General features: G+C 52.7%; 17 protein-coding genes, 2 tRNA genes and 1 pseudogene. 14 read left to right on the forward strand and 6 right to left on the reverse strand.

From position 1 onward, the window contains the following. Window positions 1–78: transfer RNA gene (locus MVK60_RS02590), tRNA-Gly, on the reverse strand. Window positions 79–182: 104 nt separating this feature from the next. On the opposite strand from MVK60_RS02590, the gene MVK60_RS02595 reads away from it, so the two are divergent. After that, window positions 183–260 (forward strand) — tRNA-Arg (locus tag MVK60_RS02595). 496 nt (window positions 261–756) lie between these two features. Here MVK60_RS02595 and udp read toward each other — a convergent pair. Next, the gene (udp, locus tag MVK60_RS02600) at window positions 757–1,593 is read right to left on the reverse strand and encodes a uridine phosphorylase (protein ID WP_297436167.1); all 837 of its coding nucleotides are present in this window, start codon (window positions 1,591–1,593) and stop codon (window positions 757–759) included. A 68-nt stretch (window positions 1,594–1,661) separates the two neighbouring features. Here udp and MVK60_RS02605 point away from each other — a divergent pair. Both MVK60_RS02605 and MVK60_RS02610 read left to right on the forward strand, forming a co-directional pair. Then, a pseudogene (locus tag MVK60_RS02605) lies at window positions 1,662–2,716 on the forward strand (pyridoxal-phosphate dependent enzyme). A gap of 43 nt (window positions 2,717–2,759) precedes the next feature. Beyond that, window positions 2,760–3,638, forward strand: coding sequence for an MEMO1 family protein (locus tag MVK60_RS02610; RefSeq protein ID WP_297436169.1), 879 nt, complete (start codon window positions 2,760–2,762; stop codon window positions 3,636–3,638). A gap of 55 nt (window positions 3,639–3,693) precedes the next feature. Here MVK60_RS02610 and MVK60_RS02615 read toward each other — a convergent pair whose 3' ends face one another. Continuing rightward, complete coding sequence (locus MVK60_RS02615; RefSeq protein ID WP_297436171.1) at window positions 3,694–6,162, reverse strand: plasma-membrane proton-efflux P-type ATPase; 2,469 nt, start codon at window positions 6,160–6,162, stop codon at window positions 3,694–3,696. Between the two features lie 261 nt (window positions 6,163–6,423). Between MVK60_RS02615 and MVK60_RS02620 the strand changes: the two genes are divergently transcribed. From MVK60_RS02620 to MVK60_RS02660, 9 genes are all read left to right on the forward strand, one after another. Further along, window positions 6,424–7,428, forward strand: a complete 1,005-nt coding sequence (locus tag MVK60_RS02620; protein WP_297436173.1) for a mevalonate kinase — start codon at window positions 6,424–6,426, stop codon at window positions 7,426–7,428. Further along, the gene (locus tag MVK60_RS02625; protein WP_297436176.1) at window positions 7,425–8,204 is read left to right on the forward strand and encodes an isopentenyl phosphate kinase; all 780 of its coding nucleotides are present in this window, start codon (window positions 7,425–7,427) and stop codon (window positions 8,202–8,204) included. Before MVK60_RS02620 ends, MVK60_RS02625 begins: the two co-directional genes overlap by 4 nt. A gap of 4 nt (window positions 8,205–8,208) precedes the next feature. Then, a complete protein-coding gene (locus tag MVK60_RS02630) occupies window positions 8,209–8,970 on the forward strand; it encodes a molybdopterin-binding protein (protein ID WP_297436177.1) in 762 nt (253 codons plus the stop codon). A gap of 77 nt (window positions 8,971–9,047) precedes the next feature. Then, window positions 9,048–9,728 carry an aspartate/glutamate racemase family protein gene (locus MVK60_RS02635; protein ID WP_297436199.1) on the forward strand — a complete coding sequence of 227 codons (681 nt, stop codon included), beginning with the start codon at window positions 9,048–9,050 and terminating at the stop codon, window positions 9,726–9,728. Between the two features lie 46 nt (window positions 9,729–9,774). After that, window positions 9,775–10,905, forward strand: coding sequence for a type 2 isopentenyl-diphosphate Delta-isomerase (gene fni, locus MVK60_RS02640; RefSeq protein WP_297436179.1), 1,131 nt, complete (start codon window positions 9,775–9,777; stop codon window positions 10,903–10,905). Between the two features lie 195 nt (window positions 10,906–11,100). Next, the gene (locus MVK60_RS02645) at window positions 11,101–12,069 is read left to right on the forward strand and encodes a hypothetical protein (protein WP_297436181.1); all 969 of its coding nucleotides are present in this window, start codon (window positions 11,101–11,103) and stop codon (window positions 12,067–12,069) included. Window positions 12,070–12,393: 324 nt separating this feature from the next. Then, window positions 12,394–12,666, forward strand: a complete 273-nt coding sequence (locus MVK60_RS02650; RefSeq protein WP_297436183.1) for a hypothetical protein — start codon at window positions 12,394–12,396, stop codon at window positions 12,664–12,666. 124 nt (window positions 12,667–12,790) lie between these two features. Then, window positions 12,791–14,113, forward strand: a complete 1,323-nt coding sequence (locus tag MVK60_RS02655) for an RNase J family beta-CASP ribonuclease (RefSeq protein ID WP_297436185.1) — start codon at window positions 12,791–12,793, stop codon at window positions 14,111–14,113. Between the two features lie 66 nt (window positions 14,114–14,179). After that, complete coding sequence (locus MVK60_RS02660; protein ID WP_297436187.1) at window positions 14,180–15,208, forward strand: polyprenyl synthetase family protein; 1,029 nt, start codon at window positions 14,180–14,182, stop codon at window positions 15,206–15,208. On the opposite strand, the gene MVK60_RS02665 is transcribed toward MVK60_RS02660, so the two are convergent. Then, window positions 15,209–15,913, reverse strand: a complete 705-nt coding sequence (locus tag MVK60_RS02665; RefSeq protein ID WP_297436189.1) for a class I SAM-dependent methyltransferase — start codon at window positions 15,911–15,913, stop codon at window positions 15,209–15,211. A gap of 429 nt (window positions 15,914–16,342) precedes the next feature. On the opposite strand from MVK60_RS02665, the gene MVK60_RS02670 reads away from it, so the two are divergent. After that, window positions 16,343–17,185 carry a hypothetical protein gene (locus tag MVK60_RS02670; protein ID WP_297436191.1) on the forward strand — a complete coding sequence of 281 codons (843 nt, stop codon included), beginning with the start codon at window positions 16,343–16,345 and terminating at the stop codon, window positions 17,183–17,185. Next, entirely contained in the window at window positions 17,182–17,571 is a 390-nt protein-coding gene (locus tag MVK60_RS02675) for a hypothetical protein (protein WP_297436193.1), read from the forward strand. The genes MVK60_RS02670 and MVK60_RS02675 overlap by 4 nt, the downstream gene beginning before the upstream one ends. A gap of 21 nt (window positions 17,572–17,592) precedes the next feature. On the opposite strand, the gene leuS is transcribed toward MVK60_RS02675, so the two are convergent. Together leuS and MVK60_RS02685 are read right to left on the reverse strand one after the other, a co-directional pair. After that, window positions 17,593–20,493 carry a leucine--tRNA ligase gene (leuS, locus tag MVK60_RS02680; RefSeq protein ID WP_297436195.1) on the reverse strand — a complete coding sequence of 967 codons (2,901 nt, stop codon included), beginning with the start codon at window positions 20,491–20,493 and terminating at the stop codon, window positions 17,593–17,595. Between the two features lie 184 nt (window positions 20,494–20,677). After that, window positions 20,678–21,265, reverse strand: coding sequence for a hypothetical protein (locus tag MVK60_RS02685; RefSeq protein ID WP_297436197.1), 588 nt, complete (start codon window positions 21,263–21,265; stop codon window positions 20,678–20,680). Between the last annotated feature and the right edge of the window lie 78 nt (window positions 21,266–21,343).

Genomic DNA, 21,343 nt, shown 5'->3' on the forward strand with positions numbered 1-21,343 from the left:
TGGTGCGGTGGCCGGGATTTGAACCCGGGCCAGCGGCGTGGCAGGCCGCTGTCCTAGACCAGGCTAGACTACCACCGCAGTTCAGGCCCGTAGAATACTCACCTTCGGGCGCTTTATAAATCTTTCGGTGAGCTGAGACGGTTAAATTTATAAAGACTCCCTTAGAAGGGTTAGCGGGCAGTGCCCCGGTGGCCTAGTCTGGATAGGGCGCAAGGCTGCGGACCTTGAGGTCCGGGGTTCGAATCCCCGCCGGGGCGCCATAGAAACTTTTGCTTGGCAAAAGTTTCATCAAAGTTGGTAGCTCCTGTTCAGGGCTCAATTCTGCCCGGTTTATTATCAATTGGCTGTTTCAAAGTTGAGAACTTTTCAAGTTGCTCTTTGAGTGTGGGTTTAACTTTAAAATCGACGCCCTTTGGGTGTCAAGAGGGAGGTAAACCACATATTATGGTTTTATCTTATGCGTTCTCTTCTAAAAAGGTGAGGGCTTGGGGGCAAGATCTTTTAATCCAAGCCTTCGGGTGAAGAGCTACGAACTTGGGTGGAGCCTTTGGAAAAAGCTTCTTTCCCAAGGAGCGCTGGCGGGAGATTGGTGCCTTTTCTATAAAGTTCTTGTTTTTGAGTGGGTTTTGCTTTTTAAGTTGTCATCCCTCTGTTAGATGTTTTCAATTCCAAACGGCGCCAGAAGGGCACCAATAAAGGGAAAAGAACTCTCCGTAGGACGTCTCCGAAAGAATATAACAGAACCGAAACCCTGTGTCAAACCCTTCTCAGTCCTGGGAACCACACCTTCTTCCCGGCCTTCTCCTTCTCCTCGTCCCACTCGGCGAGTATCTTCACGGCCTCGCTGGCAACGAGGGCGGCCTCCCTCTCACCAGTTTTTCCGAACTCGTTGGTTATCCGGTTGGCGAAGACCGCACAGACGCATCCTGCGCGCAGTCCATATATGTTCGCGAGGGTGTAGAGCGTCGCCGCCTCCATCTCGAAGTTGGTGACGTTGGCCTGCCTCAGGTCGTCCATTATGTTCTTTGCGAAGCTCGGGAAGTAGCCGTTTAATCCGGGCCTCCCCTGGCCGAGGTAGAAGCTGTCGGTTGATGCGGTTATGCCGATGTGGTAGCGTATTCCGAGGGTTTCCGCCGCTTCAATCAGTGCGAGGGTGACTTCAAGGTCTGCAACCGCGGGATACTCTACGCGAACGTACTGCTTCGAAGTTCCTTCGAGCCTAACCGCCGCTTTCGCTATAATCAGGTCTCCTATCTCCATTCCCGGCTGTATCGCGCCGGTAGAACCGACCCTTATGAATGTATCAGCTCCTATCGCGGCCAGCTCCTCAACGGCTATGGCAGTTGAAGGCCCACCTATTCCGGTGGAGGTAACGCTTATCGGGACGCCTTTGTATTCCCCCGTGTGCGTTCTGTATTCCCTGTGGAAGGCTATATCCTTCGCCTCATCCCAGAGTGAACTTATCTTCGGCACCCTCTCCGGGTCGCCGGGGAGCAGGACGTACCTCGAAACGTCCCCCGGCTTGCAGGCGATGTGGTACTGGTAGCCCTCCCTCGTCTGGGGTCTCTCGGCTGAAACGAACTTCTCAACCATGGCAACCACCTTTTTATTCCCTGTGCCATAGATATCAACGCATGTCCTAAAAAGCCTTGGGTGGTACCATGCTCGTCTGTTCACACTGTGGAAAAGTGCACCCTGAGACGTTTCGCCTGACCTGTGACTGCGGCGGCACTCTGTTTGTGGAGAGGGACTACGTCGATTTCTTTGGTAGCCTCAGGCCCCATATCGATATGCGGCGCTACCTAAATTTCCTTCCGGTGGGAGAAGGTTACCTCCCTCCAGCAACGCCGGCGATAACCCCAGTGAGTCCCCTTCGCATCGGCCAGGTCAGTGGATTCTTCAAGCTCGAATACCTCCAGCCGAGTGGTTCCTTTAAGGACAGGGGCACCTACGTGACGGTGGCGAAGCTGAGGGAGGAAGGCATCACCGAGGTCGTCCTCGACAGCTCCGGAAATGCGGCTCTAAGCTTTGCCCTCTACGGACTCTCCGCGGGAATAAGGGTTCACACGTTCGTTTCCTACGATACAAGTCCCGGAAAGCTCTCACTCCTCCAGCGCCTTGGGGCGGTGATGCACTTCGTTGACGGCGACAGGATGGCCGTTCACAAAAAAGCTAAAGAGTTCGCGGAGCAGAGCGGGATTATCTACGTCTCCCACTGGCTCAACCCCTACTTCATTGAGGGAACAAAGACTATTGCCTTTGAGGTTTTTGAGCAACTCGGCGTTCCCGACTACGTCCTATCACCGGTGGGCAGCGGGACGCTCTTCCTCGGCATCTGGAAAGGATTTTCGGAACTTATGAAGATGGGGTGGTTGATGAACTTCCGAGGCTCGTTGCCGTTCAAACTTCCGGCTACGAAAGCCTCTGCGAGCGTTCGTCGGTTAAAAGCCGCCTCGCGGAAGGGATAGCGATAACCGGGCCTCCACGACTGGAGGAGATGAGGGCAGTTCTTGATGAAACCGGAGGGACCTGCGTAAGCGTCGAGGATTCTGAAATAGAGTGGGCTTTAGAATGGCTCCGGGGGAAGGGTTTCATAGTGGAACCGACGTCTGCAACTGTCTTAGCTGCTCTGTGGGAGCTCCAGGAGAGCGGCTTTCTGCTACCTGGCTCAAGGGTTCTCCTCCCGCTCACCGGCTCGGGCCTCAAACTGACCTAAGGTATTTAGACCTTGAGGGTGATTAATCTTTGGGGGTGAGATCATGGAGGTAAGGTATCCTGCCGTCGCTGGCAGCTTCTACCCTTCGGGTGAAGACCTCGTGCTGATGCTGGGGGAGTTCTTCAGCGACCTCGGAGAGGAGGGCAGCGAGAGAAGGATAACAGCCGGCGTTGCACCCCATGCAGGCTACGTCTTCTCGGGCTACACGGCTTCGAGAACATACAAGGCTATCTTTGAGGACGGCCTGCCCGAGACCTTCGTAATCCTCGGGCCGAACCATACCGGCCTCGGTTCACCGATAGCAATCTATCCTTCCGGAAAATGGCGCACACCGCTCGGTGACGTCGGGGTTGATTCCGAGATGGCAAAGGCAATAGCCAAGCTCTCGGGTATAGCGGATTTAGACGAGCTGGCCCACAAATACGAGCACTCGATAGAGGTTCAGCTTCCCTTCATCCAGTACCTGGCTGAAAAAGCTGGGAAGGAAGTCAAAATCGTGCCGATAGCCCTCGGCATTCAGGATGAGGAGGTTTCCAAAGACCTCGGAAAAGCTATCCTTGAAGCCTCTAAGGAGCTCGGCAGGGACGTCCTCGTTATTGCCAGCACGGACTTCATGCACTACGGTCCGGTTTACGGCTACGTACCCTTCAGGGCCAGAGCCGATGAGCTTCCCCACAGGATAAAGGAGTGGGACTTCAGGGTGATAAGGAGAATCCTCGACTTCGACGTTGGGGGCATGTTCGGGGAGCTCCGCGAGATGGACCACACCATGTGCGGGCCCGGTGGAGTTGGGACTGCTATGGTTTATTCCCGCCTTGCTGGAGCGCTTGAGGCGGAGCTGCTCCACTACACAACGAGCTACGAGATCAGCAGGAGTACCGAGGCGGTTGTCGGCTATGCGAGCATCGCGATGTGGAAGTGATCTTATCCCTTTTGCCATCTTTTCAAAAATGTCACAAAATGGGAAAGATAATGCCTCAGAAGGCCGCCTTGTGGTGCTGGCGCTTGACCTTCCAGCTGAAGAACCTGTAGGCGGCCCTCTTGGTCAAGTCCTCTATGACAAACCATATCAGGCAGTAGACCCAAACGAAGGCTACATATTTCCAGCCAGCTGCCGTGACACCCCATCCGTATGCTACCATCAACGTGGCGAGTAGCTTTGTTCCTACAGCACTCCAGAGGAGCCACTTGCCCGGTATTATGCTCCAGAACGGTCCCCTTGTCCTGGTGACGAATATGGTTAGATGGCCGGCAACGGCCAATTTAAGGAAGATGAGGCTCTGAAGAAGTGCCAGCCCCGCCGACGTGGTCAGTGAAATGTGGAAGTAGTCCACCATTATCACGAGCAGGAGGAAGGTCTCTATGACCCCCATGCTGCCTATGATGGTGGACACGGTTAGGACTTCCTTGATGTTCCACTTCTCTGGCCAGCGGTTGATCTTGACGTTGTCGTACGCTATCGTGATTATTGGAAGGTCGTTGAGGAGCGCCAGGAGTATTATCATGGCCGCGGTTATCGGGTAGAAGTTGTAGACCAGTATACTCAGTGTTATGAAGAACAGGACCCTTATGGTCTCCGTAATGCGGTAGATAACGTAACTGTGCATTCTCTGGAATATCTTCCTCGCCTCAACGATCGCGTTTTTGATGGTGCCTATACCTGGTGCCAGCAGAGCTATGTCTGCGGCCGCCCTGGCAGCGTCCGTTGCCCCGGAGACTGCTATCCCCACGTTTGCCTGCTTCAGGGCGGGGGCATCGTTGACGCCGTCACCGGTCATGGCGACTTTGTGGCCCGCCTTCTGAAGCGCCTTGACTATCCTGAATTTGTGCTCGGGATAGACTTGGGCAAAGCCATCTGCCTCCTCGCAGAGTCCCATAAGTTCGTGTTCCCTAGCATTTTCAAGCTCCTCCGCCGTGTGTATCTTTGTCCCTATGCTCAGTATCTTGGCTATCTCTCTGGCTATCGCTATATGGTCGCCGGTTATCATCTTAACCCGTATCCCGTTTCTCTGAAGGAACTTGACGGTCTCAGCAGAGTCATCGCGTGGCGGGTCGAAGAGCGGTATCAATCCCACGAATCTCCAGCCGTCTCCAAGGTCAACGGCGACCCCAAGGGTTCTGTATCCCCTCTTGGCAAGTTCCTCCACCTTTGTCATAACCTCCCTTGTGAGGTTCTCGTCTGCTTTCGCCATTTTGAGTATAACCTGGGGGGCGCCCTTGGCCGTCTTGAAGTGCCTTCCATCGCATTCCACCTCAGCTTCAGTGTGCTTTATGACCGGATCGAAGGGCACGAACTTCAGCTGTCTGCATCCCCTGAGTTTTTCCTTGTCCTTAACTGCCTTTAGTACTGCGAGGTCTATGGGGTCCTTGTTCTCCTCCTTGCTGGCCAGGGCGGCGTAGAACAGCATGTCTTCAACGCTGAATCCGTTCCATGAAACAGGCTGTTCGACTGTGAGCTGGTTCTTGGTGAGGGTGCCCGTTTTGTCCGCGCACAGGGTGTCCACCGAGGCCAGCTCCTCTATCGCGACGAGTTTTGTGACTATGGCCTGCTTCTTGGCCAGTTCGTATGCCCCTATGGCCATTGTGATGCTCATTACCGCCGGCAACGCCGCTGGAATCGCTGCTACCGTTAAGACGAGAGCAAACCGGAGGAGGTCCAGGAAGGGCTTTCCACGATGGAGCTCCACTATGAACATTATGCTTATCATCACGATGCTAAGCACAATCAGGTAATTTCCTATGTTGATGACGAGTTTCTGATATTCGCTCGTCGTTCTGGCGGTCTGCACGAGCTGGACTGTTCTTCCGAAGTACGTGCTCATTCCCGTGGCCACAACGACGCCTGTCATCTCACCGCGCTTGACTATTGAACCGCTGTAAACCACTGCACCGGCCTTTTTCGTCACCGGGACGCTCTCACCAGTGAGGGCGGACTCATCCACCGTCAGGAAGTCCCCCTCTATAAGCTTGATATCGGCGGGGATCACGTCGCCCATGCGGAGCCTTACTATATCACCAGGCACGAGTTCCCTCGCGGGGATCGTCTTCCACTGGCCGTTCCGGAGGACCCGGACCTCTAAGGCCAGCTTCTGCTTGAGGTACTCCATGATGTTCTCTGCCTTGTGCTCCTGCCAGAATCCCACGACACCGTTGATTATGAGGAGGCTGAGGATTATCCAGAAGTCTTCCCAATGACGCACCACTGCCGAGAGAACCGCAGCTATCTCTATCATCCATGGAATCGGTCCCCAGAAGTACGAGAGGAACTTCCTGAGCGGGCTTACCTTCTTCTCCGGGATTTCATTGGGGCCGACCTCCTGAAGGCGGCGCTTGACTTCCTCTTCGCTGAGACCGGTCTTGGGATCAACGTTTAGGTACCTCAGGACGTCTTCTGCTTTCATATGCTTTGCCTTTTGGGCTATATCCTGAAGCCTGTCCTCCACCATTATATCGCCCCCAGTGAATTTCTACCTTTTTGTTACTATATTTTCCTGATCCAAGCCCCTTATATACTTTGCTGCTAAAATCCTCACAGGGAGCCCCGATCATGCGATAGTATTTTATTAAAAGCATAATCTTTCCGATAATACTTTATCAACCCCTTTTTTATTATTACAACCAGAAAGCGCCTGTTTTTTTAGAACATTGAACCACTCCCTCGGTTAAGGTTTATTAGGAGGCTGGGTGAAATTGGATGCGGTGGTGAGATGAGAGTCACTGCATCCGCACCGGCTAAGATTATTCTCTTCGGCGAGCACAGCGTGGTTTATGGGAAGCCTGCAATAGCGGCCGCCATAGACCTGAGGACTTACGTAACGGCACGATTCAACGAAAACAGAAGGATAAAAATAGAAGCTCGGGACATTAAAACCCCGGGGCTAATAGTTTCGTTCTCTGAGAATGAGATATATTTCGAGAGCGACTACGGCAAGGCTGCAGAGGTACTTAGCTACGTCAGGCAGGCGATAGAGCTTGTGAGGGAGGAATCTGACAGGAGCGGAAAGGGCGTGACAGTTTCGATAACATCTCAGATTCCCGTTGGCGCGGGCCTTGGTTCTTCGGCGGCGGTTGCGGTTGCGACAATCGGCGCGGTATCCCGGCTCTTCGGCCTTGAGCTGTCCCCTGAGGAGGTGGGGAAGCTGGGTCACAGGGTTGAGCTGCTGGTTCAGGGCGCGTCGAGTGGTATAGACCCGACGGTCTCGGCCATAGGTGGTTTTATACACTACCAGAACGGGAGTTTTGAGCACCTTCCCTTCATGGAGCTCCCACTCGTGGTTGGCTACACCGGCTCAAGTGGCTCTACGAAAGAGCTGGTTGCAATGGTTCGCGAGAGCTACGAGGATATGCCGGAAGTTATCGGGCCGATCCTGAACTCCATGGGTATGCTGGTTGGGAAGGCGAAGGACGTCATCACCGGCGAACACGGGGTCGATCTCAAGTTCGGGCTCTTGGGCAGGCTTATGAACGTTAACCATGGTCTTCTGGATGCCCTTGGAGTTTCCACCAAAAAACTGAGTGAGCTTGTCTACGCGGCCAGAGTTGCCGGTGCACTGGGCGCCAAGATAACCGGGGCTGGAGGGGGGGGCTGTATGTACGCGCTCGCCCCGAAGAGGCAGAGTGAGGTGGCCACGGCGATAAAGATCGCGGGTGGCACGCCGATGATAACCAGAATAAGCCGGGATGGGTTGAGGATAGAGGAGGTTGAAAGATGATAATTGTGAAGATCGGTGGGAGCGTCTTCAGCGATAAGAGCGACCCCAAGTCCTTCAGGGAGGACGTCGTCAGGGAGATAGCGTCCGAACTCGGAGGGTTCTATCCCGAGAACGAGATAATAGTAGTTCATGGCGGCGGTAGCTTTGGGCACCCTCTCGCCCAGCAGTACCGTATCCGGGAGGGCATCGAGCCGGATTCCGACTTCAAAAGGGTGGGATTTTCACTGACCCACCAGGCGATGCTGGAGGTAAACGACCGCATTGTAGAGGCTTTTTTGTCCCAGCACCTCCCCGCTTTTTCGGTCTCCAGCTCCTCGGTTTTCCTTACGGAAGGGGGCGAAGTTGCTTACGGGGACGTTGAGGTCATTAAGAAGCTTCTTGAGCTCAATTTCATTCCCGTTCTCTTCGGCGACGTATCGGTCGACCTAGCGAAGGGCGTGGAGATACTCTCAGGTGACCAGATAATAGCGTACCTCGCCAAGATGTTCCGGCCGGAGAAGGTGATATTTCTAATGGACGTTGATGGGATCTACGATGGCTCCCCGGGGGAAGGGGGCATAATCCAGGATCTAACCGTAGAGGACATCGAACCCCTTCTTGAGAGGCTGAGGTGCACGGTGGAGGGAACCGACGTAACCGGTGGCATCTGCAACAAGCTCCTGAAGGCCAGAGAGATAGCCGAGTATTCGGAAGTCTGGTTCGTCAACGGGAGAATCCCTGGCAGGCTTGGGGGGGCCATTGCGGGGCAGGGATCCGGAACCAGACTGAGGAGGTGAGTCTATGCTGGCTGAGATCATAACTGTTGGGGATGAGCTCTTAACCGGCAACACCGTTGACAGCAACTCCGCTTTCATCGCAAGGGGGCTCACGGAGAGGGGATACTGGGTGCGCAGGATAACCACAGTGGCGGACGACGTGGACGAGATAGTCGCGGCCGTAAGGGAAGCACTTGGAAGACAACCGGCGGTTCTTGTGGTGGCTGGGGGCTTGGGACCGACTCACGACGATGTTACAATGTTAGCCGTCTCAAAGGCGCTTAATCGACCCATGGAACTGAGAGAGGAATCCCTTCGGCTTATAAAGGAATTCTACCGGAAACTTTACGAGGAGGGATTTGTTAACGATCCGGAGATAAACGAGGCCAGAAAAAAGATGGCTTACTTGCCGGAGGGTGCCGAAGCACTCGCCAATCCAGTAGGCGCCGCTCCAGGGGCGTACATCGTACAGGATGGCGTCATGATATTTGTCCTTCCGGGGATGCCTAGAGAGATGAAGGCCATGTTCGAGCGGGAGGTTCTACCGAAGATTGGCGGTAGAAATTTCATCCAGGCGAAGTTTTTGGCGGAGATAACGGACGAGTCTAAGCTGGCTCCACTTCTCAAGGAGGCCCTAAAGAGATTCAACGTCAGGATACACTCCTCGCCAAAGGGCTTTGGCAGGTACATCGGTATCATCCTCTTCGGGGAATCCAGAGAGGAAGTTGATGAGACCGTAAAGTTCTTGGAGGGTCATGGAGTAAGGCTGGAGAATCAGAGGCTCTGAACAGGTCTTACATGCTTGATGCATACGTCAGCGGTGAAGTTATTAACAGATCCGTCCTATCCTCTACGGTGATTACGATGAAGAGGATAGGCATAATCGGTGGTACGAGCCCGGAGTCCACGTTGTATTATTATAGGAAATACATCGAGATATCCCGTGAAAGGTTCGGCCCATATTCCTTCCCGGAGCTCGTTGTATACTCCATGAACTTTCAGGAGTTTAGGGAGAATCCCGAAGGCTGGAAGGGACGGAAGCAGATGCTGATAAACGCCGCGAAGCCCCTTGAAAGGGCAGGTGCGGAGGTAATTGGGATTTCAGCCAACACACCGCATCTGGTTTTTCCGGATGTTCAGAAAGCGGTTGGCGCTAGGATGATCAGCATCATCGATGCCGTGGCACGGGAGGCCGAGAAGAAGGGGCTTCGCAGGCTTCTTCTCCTTGGAACTAAGACGACCACGACGATGCGCTTCTACAGGGACGTCCTTGAGGGACGGGGATTCGAGGTCGTGGTACCTAGTGATGGGGAGGTGGACGAGATCGACAGGATAATCTTTGAGGAGCTAATGTTCGAGAACTTGGAGAGCAAGCCCTGGCTTCTTGACCTTATAGATCGCTACTCTAGGGGAGAAAGTATTGAGGCTGTTATACTTGGCTGTACTGAACTCCCACTGGCGGTAAAGGCGGGGGACGTCGATGTTGACGTTCTTGATACCGCCGAGATACACATGAGGGCACTCATAGAAGCCGCGACTGAGTAGCCAAAAATCTATTAACCCTTCCCTCCTTTTTTAATCGGTGGTGTGAATGGAAGCTTTTGACAAGGAGGAGCTCACGATCATCAGGAAGTTCGAGCACATCGAACACTGCTTGAAGAGAAACGTTCAGGCCCACGTTTCCAACGGTTTTGAGGAGGTGCACTTCGTCCACATGAGCCTGCCTGAGATTGATAAGGACGAGATAGACCTCAGCGTCGAGTTCCTTGGGAGGAGGTTCGACTACCCGATTTTCATAGCTGGAATGACCGGCGGAACGAGGGGCTCCCAGCTCGCCGGAAAAATTAACAGGACCCTCGCTAAAGCCGCCCAAGAGCTCAACATTCCAATGGGCGTTGGCAGCCAGAGGGCGATGATAAGGAAGCCCGAAACTTGGGAGAGCTATTATGTTAGAGACGTCGCTCCCGATGTGTTCCTCGTAGGTAACCTCGGGGCACCGCAGTTCGCCGAGACAATGCCTGACAGGTACGGCATTGATGAGGCTTTAAAGGCCGTCGAGACGATTCAGGCGGACGCTCTGGCGATCCACATGAACCCGCTCCAGGAGAGCGTCCAGCCGGAGGGAGACACGCAGTACCGGGGCGTTTTGAATGCCCTGGCGGAACTCAAGGCCGGGTTCCCCTATCCGATTATAGCGAAGGAAACCGGCGCCGGCGTTTCGATGGAGGTCGCGATAAGGCTTGAGGGCATCGGTATAGACGCTATAGACGTCGGCGGCCTTGGTGGGACTTCATGGAGCGGTGTGGAGTATTACAGAGCTAAAGATGAGAGGAGCAAAAATCTGGCTTTGAAGTTCTGGGACTGGGGCATTCCAACAGCCTTAAGCGTTGCTGAAGTCAGATACGCAACTGACCTGCCCATCATAGCGACCGGGGGAATGAGAGACGGGATAACGATGGCGAAGGCTTTAGCCATGGGAGCTACCTTCGCCGGCGTTGCGTTGCCTCTCCTCCGGCCGGCCGTGAAGGGTGACGTTGATGGTGTAATCAAAGTCCTCCAGCGTTATATCGAGGAGATTCGCAACGCTATGTTCCTCGTCGGAGTTAGAAACGTCGAGGAGCTCAGGAGGGTTCCGCTCGTGGTTACGGGCTTCACGAGGGAGTGGCTTGAGGGGAGGATTGACTTAGCTGAGTTTCTCAGAGCAAGGCCGAGAAAAGCTTAATTTTTCTGCTTTCTAATGCTCGTTTTTGTTCGCTCCTTTACTCTGGCTTCTTTTGACTAGTTCTAAGCTAGAAACATGTGTTGGAATAAATTCATACTAGAAAAAAATGAATAATTCTTACTTTAATTAAATGGAGAAATTTATAAGGTAGAGTTGCATAGTGTTGGTTGCGGACAACCAATGGAGGTGAACCTCGTGAGGTGGAAGCTATTGTTCGCAGTCCTGTTTGGACTGCTCCTGCTTGGAGTGACGGCTGGAAGTGCCAGCGCATTGCAGGTAGGTGATCTAAGCAACAATCAGTTGGAGGCATTTAGGAGTAGCTTCCAACTACACGAGCGCGCTCTCAATAGTGAGTTTCTTAAATGGTATAACACGCACTACGGCAGACTTTCAAAATCCCTTAATCAGAAAGAGTTAACAAAAATATTTGCAGAGTTCCTTAAAGAAGACCCAATCGCATTAAGAGAACTTAGGGAGATTATTAAAATCCAGAGGAGTGTTATAGATTTGGGTTTAACTCATCAGAGCGATATTGTTACTAGGTTTAACATCCAACAAAAAAGCTACTATACTACGAGTATAACCACTGGTTATAATTGCTACGGTTATTGTAGCAGGGAGCAAGTTAGGGTCACCATCAATTACCTCAAGGTTCACGTTGTGCGGTGGGACATAACTTATGGTGAAGTAGATAAGTTCAACTGGCTCTATACGGGCTCTAAGGCTCAGGAGTTCTATGACAAATGGGGAAGTATTGGCATAAACTCCGGATATGCAATAGCAATCATAGGCTTTGGAACTACCCTTATAAAGTTTCCAAATCCTGTCTCCATTGCTATAGGAGCTGCATTAACTGCTACTGGACTAACTATTACCTATGAAGGCAGTGAAATGTTATCTTACTATGAGTCTACCAACTGGCAATACATATGGATGGTTCTTGAGAACGATTATTACTATCCATGGGTTCCTCTATATAACATGGCCTCTACATTTACGGCTTATGGATACAATGAACAAACCGGAAAGAAGTATGTTTTCCTCCCCCGTATGGAGATTCCAGGAGTAGTCGGCCTAACTAACGAGGCGATAGCAGGAGCAATCTCCAAGGTTGCCCATGACTGGGTGAATGCCCATGGTACTGGATGGATACCTGTAGCATAATTTTTTACAGGGATAAACAAAATGGAAAGGGTGATACTATGAAGTCCCACCTTTGGGATGGTATCATAGCTGGTACTTTGGCCTTTTTCCTCCTTTTATTCTTTTACTCAAGGAAGTACTTTATACACCATCATCTGATGTCTGTCTCCTTCGCAACGCTTGTCCTGCTAGGGGCATTCAGGGCGTACGACACTTACAGGAGGGGGATGATCTCTAAGGTTCAGCTGTGTGTTACCTTCATGTTGCTCGCTCTTTCCCTCGCACTGGGTCTGTGGATTGATAGCGTGTCGAATAGAATGCCGTTATCTACCTGAGGTGGACAATATGAAAAGGTTTGATCTCCTGCTGAGTTTTCTTGAGGGATTCATGGTGACGTGGAATCCCTTTACGATGGCCGTGGCCATTGCGGTTTCTTCCATCGCTGTAGTAGTTACGAAGTTTAAAACCACGCCCATGAAGAACGTTCTCTTTCTCGGCGGTGCCTTTGGTGGCTGGGCCGTTACTTATTTAGCGGTTGATGTTCCGTTCTATAAATGGGAGGGGATATGGTGGATACCTACGGGATTGGTCGTTGCCTCAGCCCTTGGGATCCCATAACGTGGTATCTGAACAGGGATGGGGACTTGTCTTGAAAATGCACACCTTTTTAAACCCCCTGAACAACTAAGACCAACGCAGCTCCATGCCTCTTGAGGGGCTTGGGGGCGTAGGAGGAAGTAACATGATAAAGATTTACACAGTTAGCGGCTACGAGGAAGTAGGCAAGAACATGACCGCCGTGGAATACAACGGAGAGGTCGTTATAATCGACATGGGAATAAGGCTCGACCGGGTTCTCATCCACGAGGATGTCAACATCCAGCAGTTCCCCACGAAGGAACTACAGAAGCTTGGTGCGATTCCCGATGATTCAATGCTGAGGAACAAGAAGGTCGTTGCCATTACCTTCACCCACGGCCATCTCGATCACATAGGGGCCGTTGGGAAGCTCGCGGTCCATTACCCCGATGTGCCGATATACGGTACCCCCTACACCATAAAGCTCGCCAAAGGGGAGGTTAAGAGTGAGCAGTACTTTGAGGTCAAGAACCCTATGTACGAGACCGACTTCGGGGAGATCGTCCAAGTCAGTGAGAACCTCGCCGTGGAGTTCATTAGGATAACCCACTCCATTCCGCAGGCTTCTATGGTCATAGTCCATACCCCTGAGGGCGCTGTCGTCCACACAGGCGACTTCAAGTTCGACAACAACAATCCCCTCGGCGAGAAGCCCGACTACAAACGCCTCAAGGAGCTCGGTAGGGAGGGCGTCAAGGTTTTGATACCAGAATCCACACGCGTCTCCGAGCCGACCAAGACGCCGAGCGAGGCCGTTGCCCAGATGCTCCTTGAGGACTTCTTCCTCTACGAGGGGATGGAGGCGGACGGCCTGATAGCCACGACCTTCGCCAGTCACATTGCCAGACTTCAGGAGCTCATCCGGATAGCCAACAAAATGGGCAGGCAGGCCGTTCTCGTCGGCCGCTCGCTCGCCAAGTACACCGGCATAGCAAAGCAGCTGGGCCTCATAAAGATGAAGGGTGCCCGCGCAGTCAGAAGCCCCAACGCCGTTAAGAAGGTTCTAAAAGAGGTGAGCCAGGCTAGGGAGAACTATCTCCTGGTTGTCACGGGGCACCAGGGTGAGCCGGGCGCGGTCCTCACAAGGATGGCAAACGGCGACATCTACGATATCGGCAAACGTGACACTGTGGTATTCTCCGCAGGTACTATACCCAATCCACTAAACCAGGCCCAGCGCTACGTCCTTGAGACGAAACTCAAGATGAAGGGGGTCAGGATGATAAAAGATCTCCACGTCTCTGGACATGCGAGCAGGGAGGACCATCGCTACCTCATCAGGATGCTCAACCCAGAGAACATAGTTCCGGCACACGGGGAGTTCAGGATGCTGACTCACTACGCGGAGCTTGCCGAGGAGGAGGGGTACCTTATAGGTAGGGATGTCTTCGTGTCAAGGAATGGCTACACCGTTGAAATACGTTGAGAGTAAAGCTGATAAACCGTTGCACCCTTTTTTCTCTGTCACTTTCATCGTTCATGAGGTGGTACCATGGGGAAGTACAATGAACTGTTTGCAAGGGTCAAGGGACTTGTGAAGAACGTTGATAAGGTAATATTTGATCTAATCCCTGAGGGGGATCCAAGGAGCCTTTACAAGGCTTCACGGCACTACCCGCTCGCCGGTGGAAAGCGTGTCAGGCCCTTCGTGGTTATCCGTGCTACCGAGGCGGTCGGCGGCGACCCGGAGAAGGCGCTCTATCCCGCCGCCGCGGTTGAGTTCATTCACAACTACTCCCTCGTTCACGACGACATAATGGACATGGACGAACTGAGGCGTGGAAGGCCCACCGTTCACAAGGTCTGGGGCGTCAACATGGCGATTTTGGCCGGTGACCTACTCTTCTCCAAGGCCTTCGAGGCGGTGGCTAAGGCTGAGGTGAGCTCCGAGAAGAAGGCGAGGATTTTAGAAGTCCTTGTGAAGACATCCAACGAGCTCTGCGAGGGACAGGCCCTTGATATAGAGTTTGAAACCCGGGACGAGGTTACCGTTGAGGAGTACCTCAGGATGATAAGCGGGAAGACCGGGGCGCTCTTCGACGGCTCCGCAACGATAGGCGCGATAGTTGGGACTGATAACGAGGAGTACATTAAGGCACTCTCCAAGTGGGGTAGGAACGTTGGCATAGCATTTCAGATTTGGGACGACGTGTTGGATTTGATTGCCGACGAGGAGAAACTCGGAAAGCCCGTCGGGAGCGACATAAGAAAGGGCAAGAAGACGCTGATAGTGAGCCACTTCTTTGACAATGCTACCGACGAAGATAAAGCCGAGTTCCTCAGGGTCTTCGGCAAGTACGCCGGAGATGCAAAGGGTGACGCTTTAATCCACGAGGATGTCATGGGCGAGGTGGCCAGGGCCATCGAGCTCCTCAGGAAGTACGGGAGCATTGATTATGCGGCGGAGTACGCGAAAAAGCTTGTCAGAGAGGCCAACGAGGCTTTGAAAGTCCTTCCGGAGAGCGAGGCGAGGAAGGATTTAGAGCTCCTCGCCGAGTTCCTCGTGGAGAGGGAGTTCTGATTACTCCACCAAGAGCCACCCCACCGGCGGATGCTCCGCTCCTTTCTTCCACTTTTCATATGCTTTATCCCACCGCTCCAGAAGTTCGGCGCGCTTTTCTTCGTCCTTTATCTGTGCCACGTACTTGCGCGGGATGTAGGCGAGATAGTGCGGGAGGCCTGGCTCGAAGGTTCCGCTCTCGATTACCTTTCCTCCGGCTCTCTCGACGAGCTCTCCCAGCTTTTCCAGCGGGAAATAGTGCAGGTCGTCCTTTCTCCCAAAGAGGGCTTCAAAGATTTCCTCGCGCAGGTTGTAGAGCTCAAGGTGGGCTTTCTGGCGCTCGTTTTTTGCTATGGAAAGGCTCTCAGCTATGAAAACCCTTTCCGAAACGCGGAGCAGCTCGGAGAAGACCTTAACGATGGTTTCCTCACTCTTCAGGCTCCTCACGCCGTGGACGAGGACTGCCAAATCGAAGGCTTTAAAGGGAAAGGGAAGCTCTCTCGCATCGGTTTTGAGCGGGATTATCCGGTGCTTTAGGCCCGCCAAGGAGGTTATCCCCTCAAAAAAGCGCCATCTGCTCAGCTCAACGGCAACAACGCGGCCGGGCTCACCAACGAGGTACGCTAACGGAACTGTGGTTAAGGCATGCGCTCCACATCCTATCTCAAGGACGTTCATTCCCTCTTTGAGAGGTGCGAACTGGATGACTCGGAAGCGTTCGAGCATTTCCAAATGCAACCAATCTGGTGGTAAAGGCGGCTCGTTTCGAAGCGGAATTCTTGAAAGGATTTCTCTCTTAAACCTTTCCTCTCCAGCAGGCATGGAAAACACCGAAAAATGTTAAAAACGTTCTCTTTAAGGCTTTTTTGGAGAAAAAGATTTATAAGATGGGGTTGAATTAATGGCAGGGTTGAAATTCTTCTTATTGTGGCCTCTGACGCTGGTGAGTCATCATCTTAGTTACATATTGCATGATTGCATTGCCATGCAACTCCTTTACCCAGGCTTCTTTTGAACGGTTCTAAGAGGAAATTTCAAGTTAGAATAAATTCATACTCGAAAAAAAAGGAAGACAACTTACTTATAGTAAAAGGAAAAGCTTATAAGGGAAAGTTGCACAGTAGGCATTGCAGACAACCATAGGGAGGTGACCCCATGAAGTGGAAAGGCCTGTTGGCAGTCCTGTTGGGGCTGCTGATGGTTGGAGTGACTGCTGGGAGTGCAATGGCAGTACCAACTCCAGAATATGCTAACAATCCTATCCAGCCCCAATACTTTGGTGATAGGGATCAGCTACATGTCGAGTTTGATCCGTACTCATCCTATGTTTATCATGGGACTATTTACTTGGCGTACTGGTGGTACTGGGATGGAGCAACTGAAATTTTTGATGGAAGCAAAGACTATGTGGTCGTGGAGATTCCCTGGGAAATCAAGATTAATGGGGATTGGAAAAGACTTTTCGATAATGATGCTCCTTATGTGTATGTAGACGTCTATCAGGACTATAAATCAATGGTAGGAACTCCAGAGGTTAGTTTGGACCTGAATCCAAAATACGTTGATGGCTACTGGTTCTGTTTTGCTAAAATTAAGGTTCGTGTTGATGACGATGTTCCGGCGGGGATAGTCTATATCGGCGTGCGTCCGAAAGAGGAGTACCTTGGAATGAAACTCACAACCCTTGAGCTATACTATCATACTTGGAGCAGGGCAGAGCCTATTGACTTAACTGTATCCATTGGAGTGAGTCTGTTTTTCCCGGCGGAGGCTTCGGAGGTATTATTCGGCACAACAGGATCAAAGGTTGTATCAGGCCTTGTTTCATGGGGTATATCGGAACTTCTCGGAAGCTACAAAGAAGGAGGCTGGGAAAAACATATTAGCACACAAGTTGAAATCTCATATGATGCTTACATAGAAAGGCAGTATCCCCCATCAAACCCACCATGCTTTAAAAACATATGTCCAACGGTCATCAAAGGTGATGCGAAGTGAAGATCCCATGTTTTTCTATTTTTCGGTACAACCTGCTCAAGGGGCTAATCTTCGGAAACCTTCTTGTTTATATTTTTGGAGCCTACCCACAGTTTGGATTTAGGTTTGCATTGTTATACTGGCTTGTTATGAGCCCTTATATCCTGTATCTCTACAAAAAGGAAAGAGATGCTCTCCGAAAAGACTACGGGTGGAAACGAGGCGGGGAAATAGCTCTCAGGTTACTCTTTCTAAGGTATTTCATAGGTTTCCTCGCCTTCCTCGGTGCTACCGTTGGATACTATCTTGGGAAAAACATCTTTTCCTTTATCGTGGCCGGTACCGTTTGGTCTGTGATATATTCAAAGATTCGAGCGGACACGGAATGTCTCAGAAAGAGCCAATGAAAAGGAATGAAAAAGAGTATACTACTCCACGTAAACAGCGGGCTTCAGCGGCATCGCCTGCTTTTTCTTCCTTCCCTTGTCCTCCTCAGGGTTGATGATTATCTCGACCCCGAGATCCTTCTCTATGAAGTCCTTCGCCTCCCTCAGGGCCTTCTCCTCGTTGATGCGCTTGACGTCGAAGGCCCTCTCCTTGATTAGCCTCTGGATAAGCCTGCTTATCTCCTTGCCGTGCTTCCTCATCTCCGGGTCCTTCATCAGTTCGGCCATGGCCTCCTTGAAGTCCCTCTTCTCCGCGACGACTTCCACAACGCGCCACTTCCACTCCGGGGCGGTGTAGATGTAGGCCCTCTTGGCGTCCTCTATCTTTGCCACGCGGATTATCTCCTTGATGTCCTCGATTAAGCTTTTTACGAACTCTTCCTCCGCTTCAATGGTCTCGTTCCACCAGGCCGGGTTCGGCTCGGGCCACTTCGCCAGGCTGACGAAGCCCTCTCCGCCGAGCTTCTCCCAGAGCTCCTCGCTGATATGAGGGGTGAACGGCGCCATCAGCCTGACCCAGACCTCGGCGAGCTTTCTCAATACAAAGCGCTTGGCCTCGTCGTCCCTGCCCTCGGTTCTCCTCATGTACCAGCGCAGGTCGTTGAGGACTGAGTAGAACGCCCACTGGACAGCGGTTCTCGTCCTGAACTCCTCGAGCGCTTGAGTTGCCCCCTCAATGGCCCTGTTCAGGCGGTGCAGCATCCACTTATCGATGTCCTTGAGTTCGGTCTCCTCGGCTTCATAGCCCGCGAACTCACTTATCAGCTCATAGAAGCGCTCGACCTGCCTGCGGAGCTTGCCGACCTCTTTCCTGCGCCAGTCGAAGTCGCTGTCGTGCTCGGCCAGTCCCATTATGTAGAGCCTCACCACATCGGCACCGTTCTCCTCGATGGCATCTATGAAGTTCAGCACGTTGCCCTTGCTCTTGCTCATCTTGGTGCCTTCCAGCGTTCCGAAGCCGTTGACGGCGATGCCCCCTGGCCAGTGCTCCTTTCTGAATATCGCCGTGTGGTTGAAGATGAAGAACGTCAGGTGGTTCGGAATTAAGTCCTTCGCCGAGCAGCGCCAGTCGAGCGGGTACCAGTACTCGAACTCCTCCTTCATCTCGTGGATAACCTCGGCCGGGATTCCGGTCTTCTCCTCAAGTTCCCTCTCCTTCTCCTCGCTGAACTCCTCTAGGAACAGGTAGTCGAAGAACTCCCTCGTGAGCTTCCCGTGGTCGAGCCTGCCCTCTTCCCTCAGCCTGTTCATGTGCCTGCTTATCGTGTAGTACGCCATGTAGATGGTCGAATCGCTCAAGCTCTCGATGACCCAGTCGGGGTCCCAGGGCAGGGGTGTCCCGAGGCCCACTTTTCTGGCACAGGCCTTCTCCTCGAGCCAGGCTATCACCGCCTCGAACTGCGCCCTTCTGCTCTCGGGGTAAATCGTCATTTTGGCAAGGGCTTCCCTGGCCTTCTCCTTCCACTCGGGGTTGCCGTAGTCGATGAACCACTGGTCGTGGATTATCTTGATGACGGCCTGGTTGCCGAAGCGCGAGATGACCGGCTTTTCCGCGAACTCGTACATTATCTCGGCGATGCCCTTCTCCTGGAGCTCCTTCGCTATCAAATCTTTGGCCTCCTGGACGGGCTTGCCAGCGTAGGGCTCTATCTTGAAGACTCCCTTGTGGTACTCGGCCTTGTAGATGTTTTTGGTGGCCTCTTCGAGCTTCTCCTTGTCCTTTTGGCTCTTCACGCCGAGCCTCTCTGCCTCTTCAACCGCCGGAAAGTCGCCGTAGCCCTCAAGCTTTATCAGGGAGATGTAGCTTATCTCCTCGACCACGCGCGGGTCGACCTCGTACTTCAGCAGGATTTCGGTCTCCTTCTTAAGGTCTTCAATTGCTACATGGTCGAAGGGGGCATGAGCGGGAACGCTCATGACAACGCCGGTTGCGTTGTCCGGGTCAACGAACTCCGCCGGCAGGATTATGACCTCGTCGCCGGTGACCGGGTTCCTTACGTATTTGCCTATCAGCCTCTCGCCCTTGAACTCCTCGATGACCTCGATCTCCCTGTCCTGGAAGGAGAGCTTATATGCTGCTTCCTTGCTGATTATCCAGGTCTCCACCTTCTCGCCGCGCTTAACTCTGGCCTTCACGTAGGTTGCCTCTGGATTCAGCCACATGTTGGTTACTCCGTAGACCGTCTCCGGCCTCAGCGTCGCGGCCGGCATGTAGATTTCCTCACCGTTTTCCTCCAGGACGAACTTGATGATAACGTAGTCCAGTATCTGGACGTCTTCGCCCTCCATTATGTCGTGGTCCCCGAGGGCACTCCCGACGACCGGATCCCACCTCACGCGGTGAGCGCCCTTGACGACCAGACCCTTGTCCTTGAGCGTCCAGAACTGCCACTCTATGAACTTGCTGAAGGGCGGGAAGAGGCTCGTCGTGTGGAACTCACGCGTCCAGTCGACACCGAAGCCCGCGCGTATGAAGGTTTCCCTTGCGGATTTCATGAAGTACTTGACGATTTCCTTCGGGTCCTCAAACTTCCAGAGGATTTCTTCAGGAACCTTGTAGACGTCGCGGTAGATGTGTATCGTCTTAGGGTCGCGGTTCTTTATGCGTTCCGCTATGCCCACTATCGGCGCGCCGGTGATGTGCCACGCCATCGGGAACAGGACGTTGTAGCCCTGCATCCTCTTGAAGCGCGCTATGACATCGGGAATCGTGTATGTCCTTGCGTGACCGACGTGAAGGTGGCCCGAGAGGTACGGGAAGGCAACCGTGATGTAGAACTTCCTTTCCTTGGGCTTTGCGTTTCTGTCAGGCTCGAAGATTCTCTCCTCCAGCCAGCGGCCCTGCCACTTCTTCTCAATGGCTTTGAAGTTAAGTTCTTCCATTGCCAAACCTCCTCAACGATTTTGCAAAAGAGACGTGCACCAGCTTATACTCAAGAATAGGGGGATTCTTTGAATCAGCGGGAAATCCTGTCCATATCCCAACGGAGAAGACACTCCCCCCTCATTGGCATCGCATCGAGTAACACCGTTGGGTATTTAAAGATTTTGGAAAGGGCCGCCCGGTTCATCTTCGCGTTGCCCTTCCAAGTAGGGGGAGCAGGGTCAAGAGTCCGATTACAGCCGGGCCGCAGATTCTACCCCTTTCACTGGCCTCTGGGCTTTCGTCCGTGCTCTGGATCGATGTTGTGGTCATGTTCTCAAAGGTATAGCTCACGGCCACTTCACCCGCCGGCATTGTGATGGTATTTCCGTCCATTGAGAGTGGGGCATCGCTTAAGTCCGCGAGCACAGCTCCTTTTGGAAGTACCACCGTGAAAGGTTCGTCGCTTGTGAAGGTCACCGTCCAGACGGCTCCCTCAGTTTTGAGGAATTCTGGAGTCGAATATGTCACGTTTACTATCCCCACGTTCCCGGTTTCGATTATCAGCTGTCCGTTTCGGGTCGTGTACTGCAGTGGGCTCCCGTTCTCATCGGTGACGAGGAGATCACTGTAGTTCCCGGGCAGTGGAATAACCACCTGTGTTGTGTACTCCTGAACAGGTACCTGAACGTTCACCACCACATATCCGTCGCTGTACGGGGTTAGTGTTATGTTTGTTGCACTAACTAGGGGAACAGCAAACAGTAGCAGGGTGATTGGTATCCACTTCATTTTTATCACCGCAGGCGGAAAATAAAAGGGGACGTTAACCGTGGTGAAGTATGAACTCGTCCACCTGATGCAGGAGGT

Origin of the sequence: Thermococcus sp. (assembly GCF_026988555.1) — an archaeon.
Taxonomy (GTDB): domain Archaea; phylum Methanobacteriota_B; class Thermococci; order Thermococcales; family Thermococcaceae; genus Thermococcus.

Bases quoted from the DNA above. Each gene is read 5' to 3' on its own strand.
- udp (WP_297436167.1), bottom strand. From the start codon at position 1,593: ATGGTTGAGAAGTTCGTTTCAGCCGAGAGACCCCAGACGAGGGAGGGC.
- MVK60_RS02610 (WP_297436169.1), top strand. From the start codon at position 2,760: ATGGAGGTAAGGTATCCTGCCGTCGCTGGCAGCTTCTACCCTTCGGGT.
- MVK60_RS02615 (WP_297436171.1), bottom strand. From the start codon at position 6,162: ATGGTGGAGGACAGGCTTCAGGATATAGCCCAAAAGGCAAAGCATATG.
- MVK60_RS02620 (WP_297436173.1), top strand. From the start codon at position 6,424: ATGAGAGTCACTGCATCCGCACCGGCTAAGATTATTCTCTTCGGCGAG.
- MVK60_RS02625 (WP_297436176.1), top strand. From the start codon at position 7,425: ATGATAATTGTGAAGATCGGTGGGAGCGTCTTCAGCGATAAGAGCGAC.
- MVK60_RS02630 (WP_297436177.1), top strand. From the start codon at position 8,209: ATGCTGGCTGAGATCATAACTGTTGGGGATGAGCTCTTAACCGGCAAC.
- MVK60_RS02635 (WP_297436199.1), top strand. From the start codon at position 9,048: ATGAAGAGGATAGGCATAATCGGTGGTACGAGCCCGGAGTCCACGTTG.
- fni (WP_297436179.1), top strand. From the start codon at position 9,775: ATGGAAGCTTTTGACAAGGAGGAGCTCACGATCATCAGGAAGTTCGAG.
- MVK60_RS02650 (WP_297436183.1), top strand. From the start codon at position 12,394: ATGAAAAGGTTTGATCTCCTGCTGAGTTTTCTTGAGGGATTCATGGTG.
- MVK60_RS02655 (WP_297436185.1), top strand. From the start codon at position 12,791: ATGATAAAGATTTACACAGTTAGCGGCTACGAGGAAGTAGGCAAGAAC.
- MVK60_RS02660 (WP_297436187.1), top strand. From the start codon at position 14,180: ATGGGGAAGTACAATGAACTGTTTGCAAGGGTCAAGGGACTTGTGAAG.
- MVK60_RS02665 (WP_297436189.1), bottom strand. From the start codon at position 15,913: ATGCTCGAACGCTTCCGAGTCATCCAGTTCGCACCTCTCAAAGAGGGA.
- MVK60_RS02670 (WP_297436191.1), top strand. From the start codon at position 16,343: ATGAAGTGGAAAGGCCTGTTGGCAGTCCTGTTGGGGCTGCTGATGGTT.
- leuS (WP_297436195.1), bottom strand. From the start codon at position 20,493: ATGGAAGAACTTAACTTCAAAGCCATTGAGAAGAAGTGGCAGGGCCGC.
- MVK60_RS02685 (WP_297436197.1), bottom strand. From the start codon at position 21,265: ATGAAGTGGATACCAATCACCCTGCTACTGTTTGCTGTTCCCCTAGTT.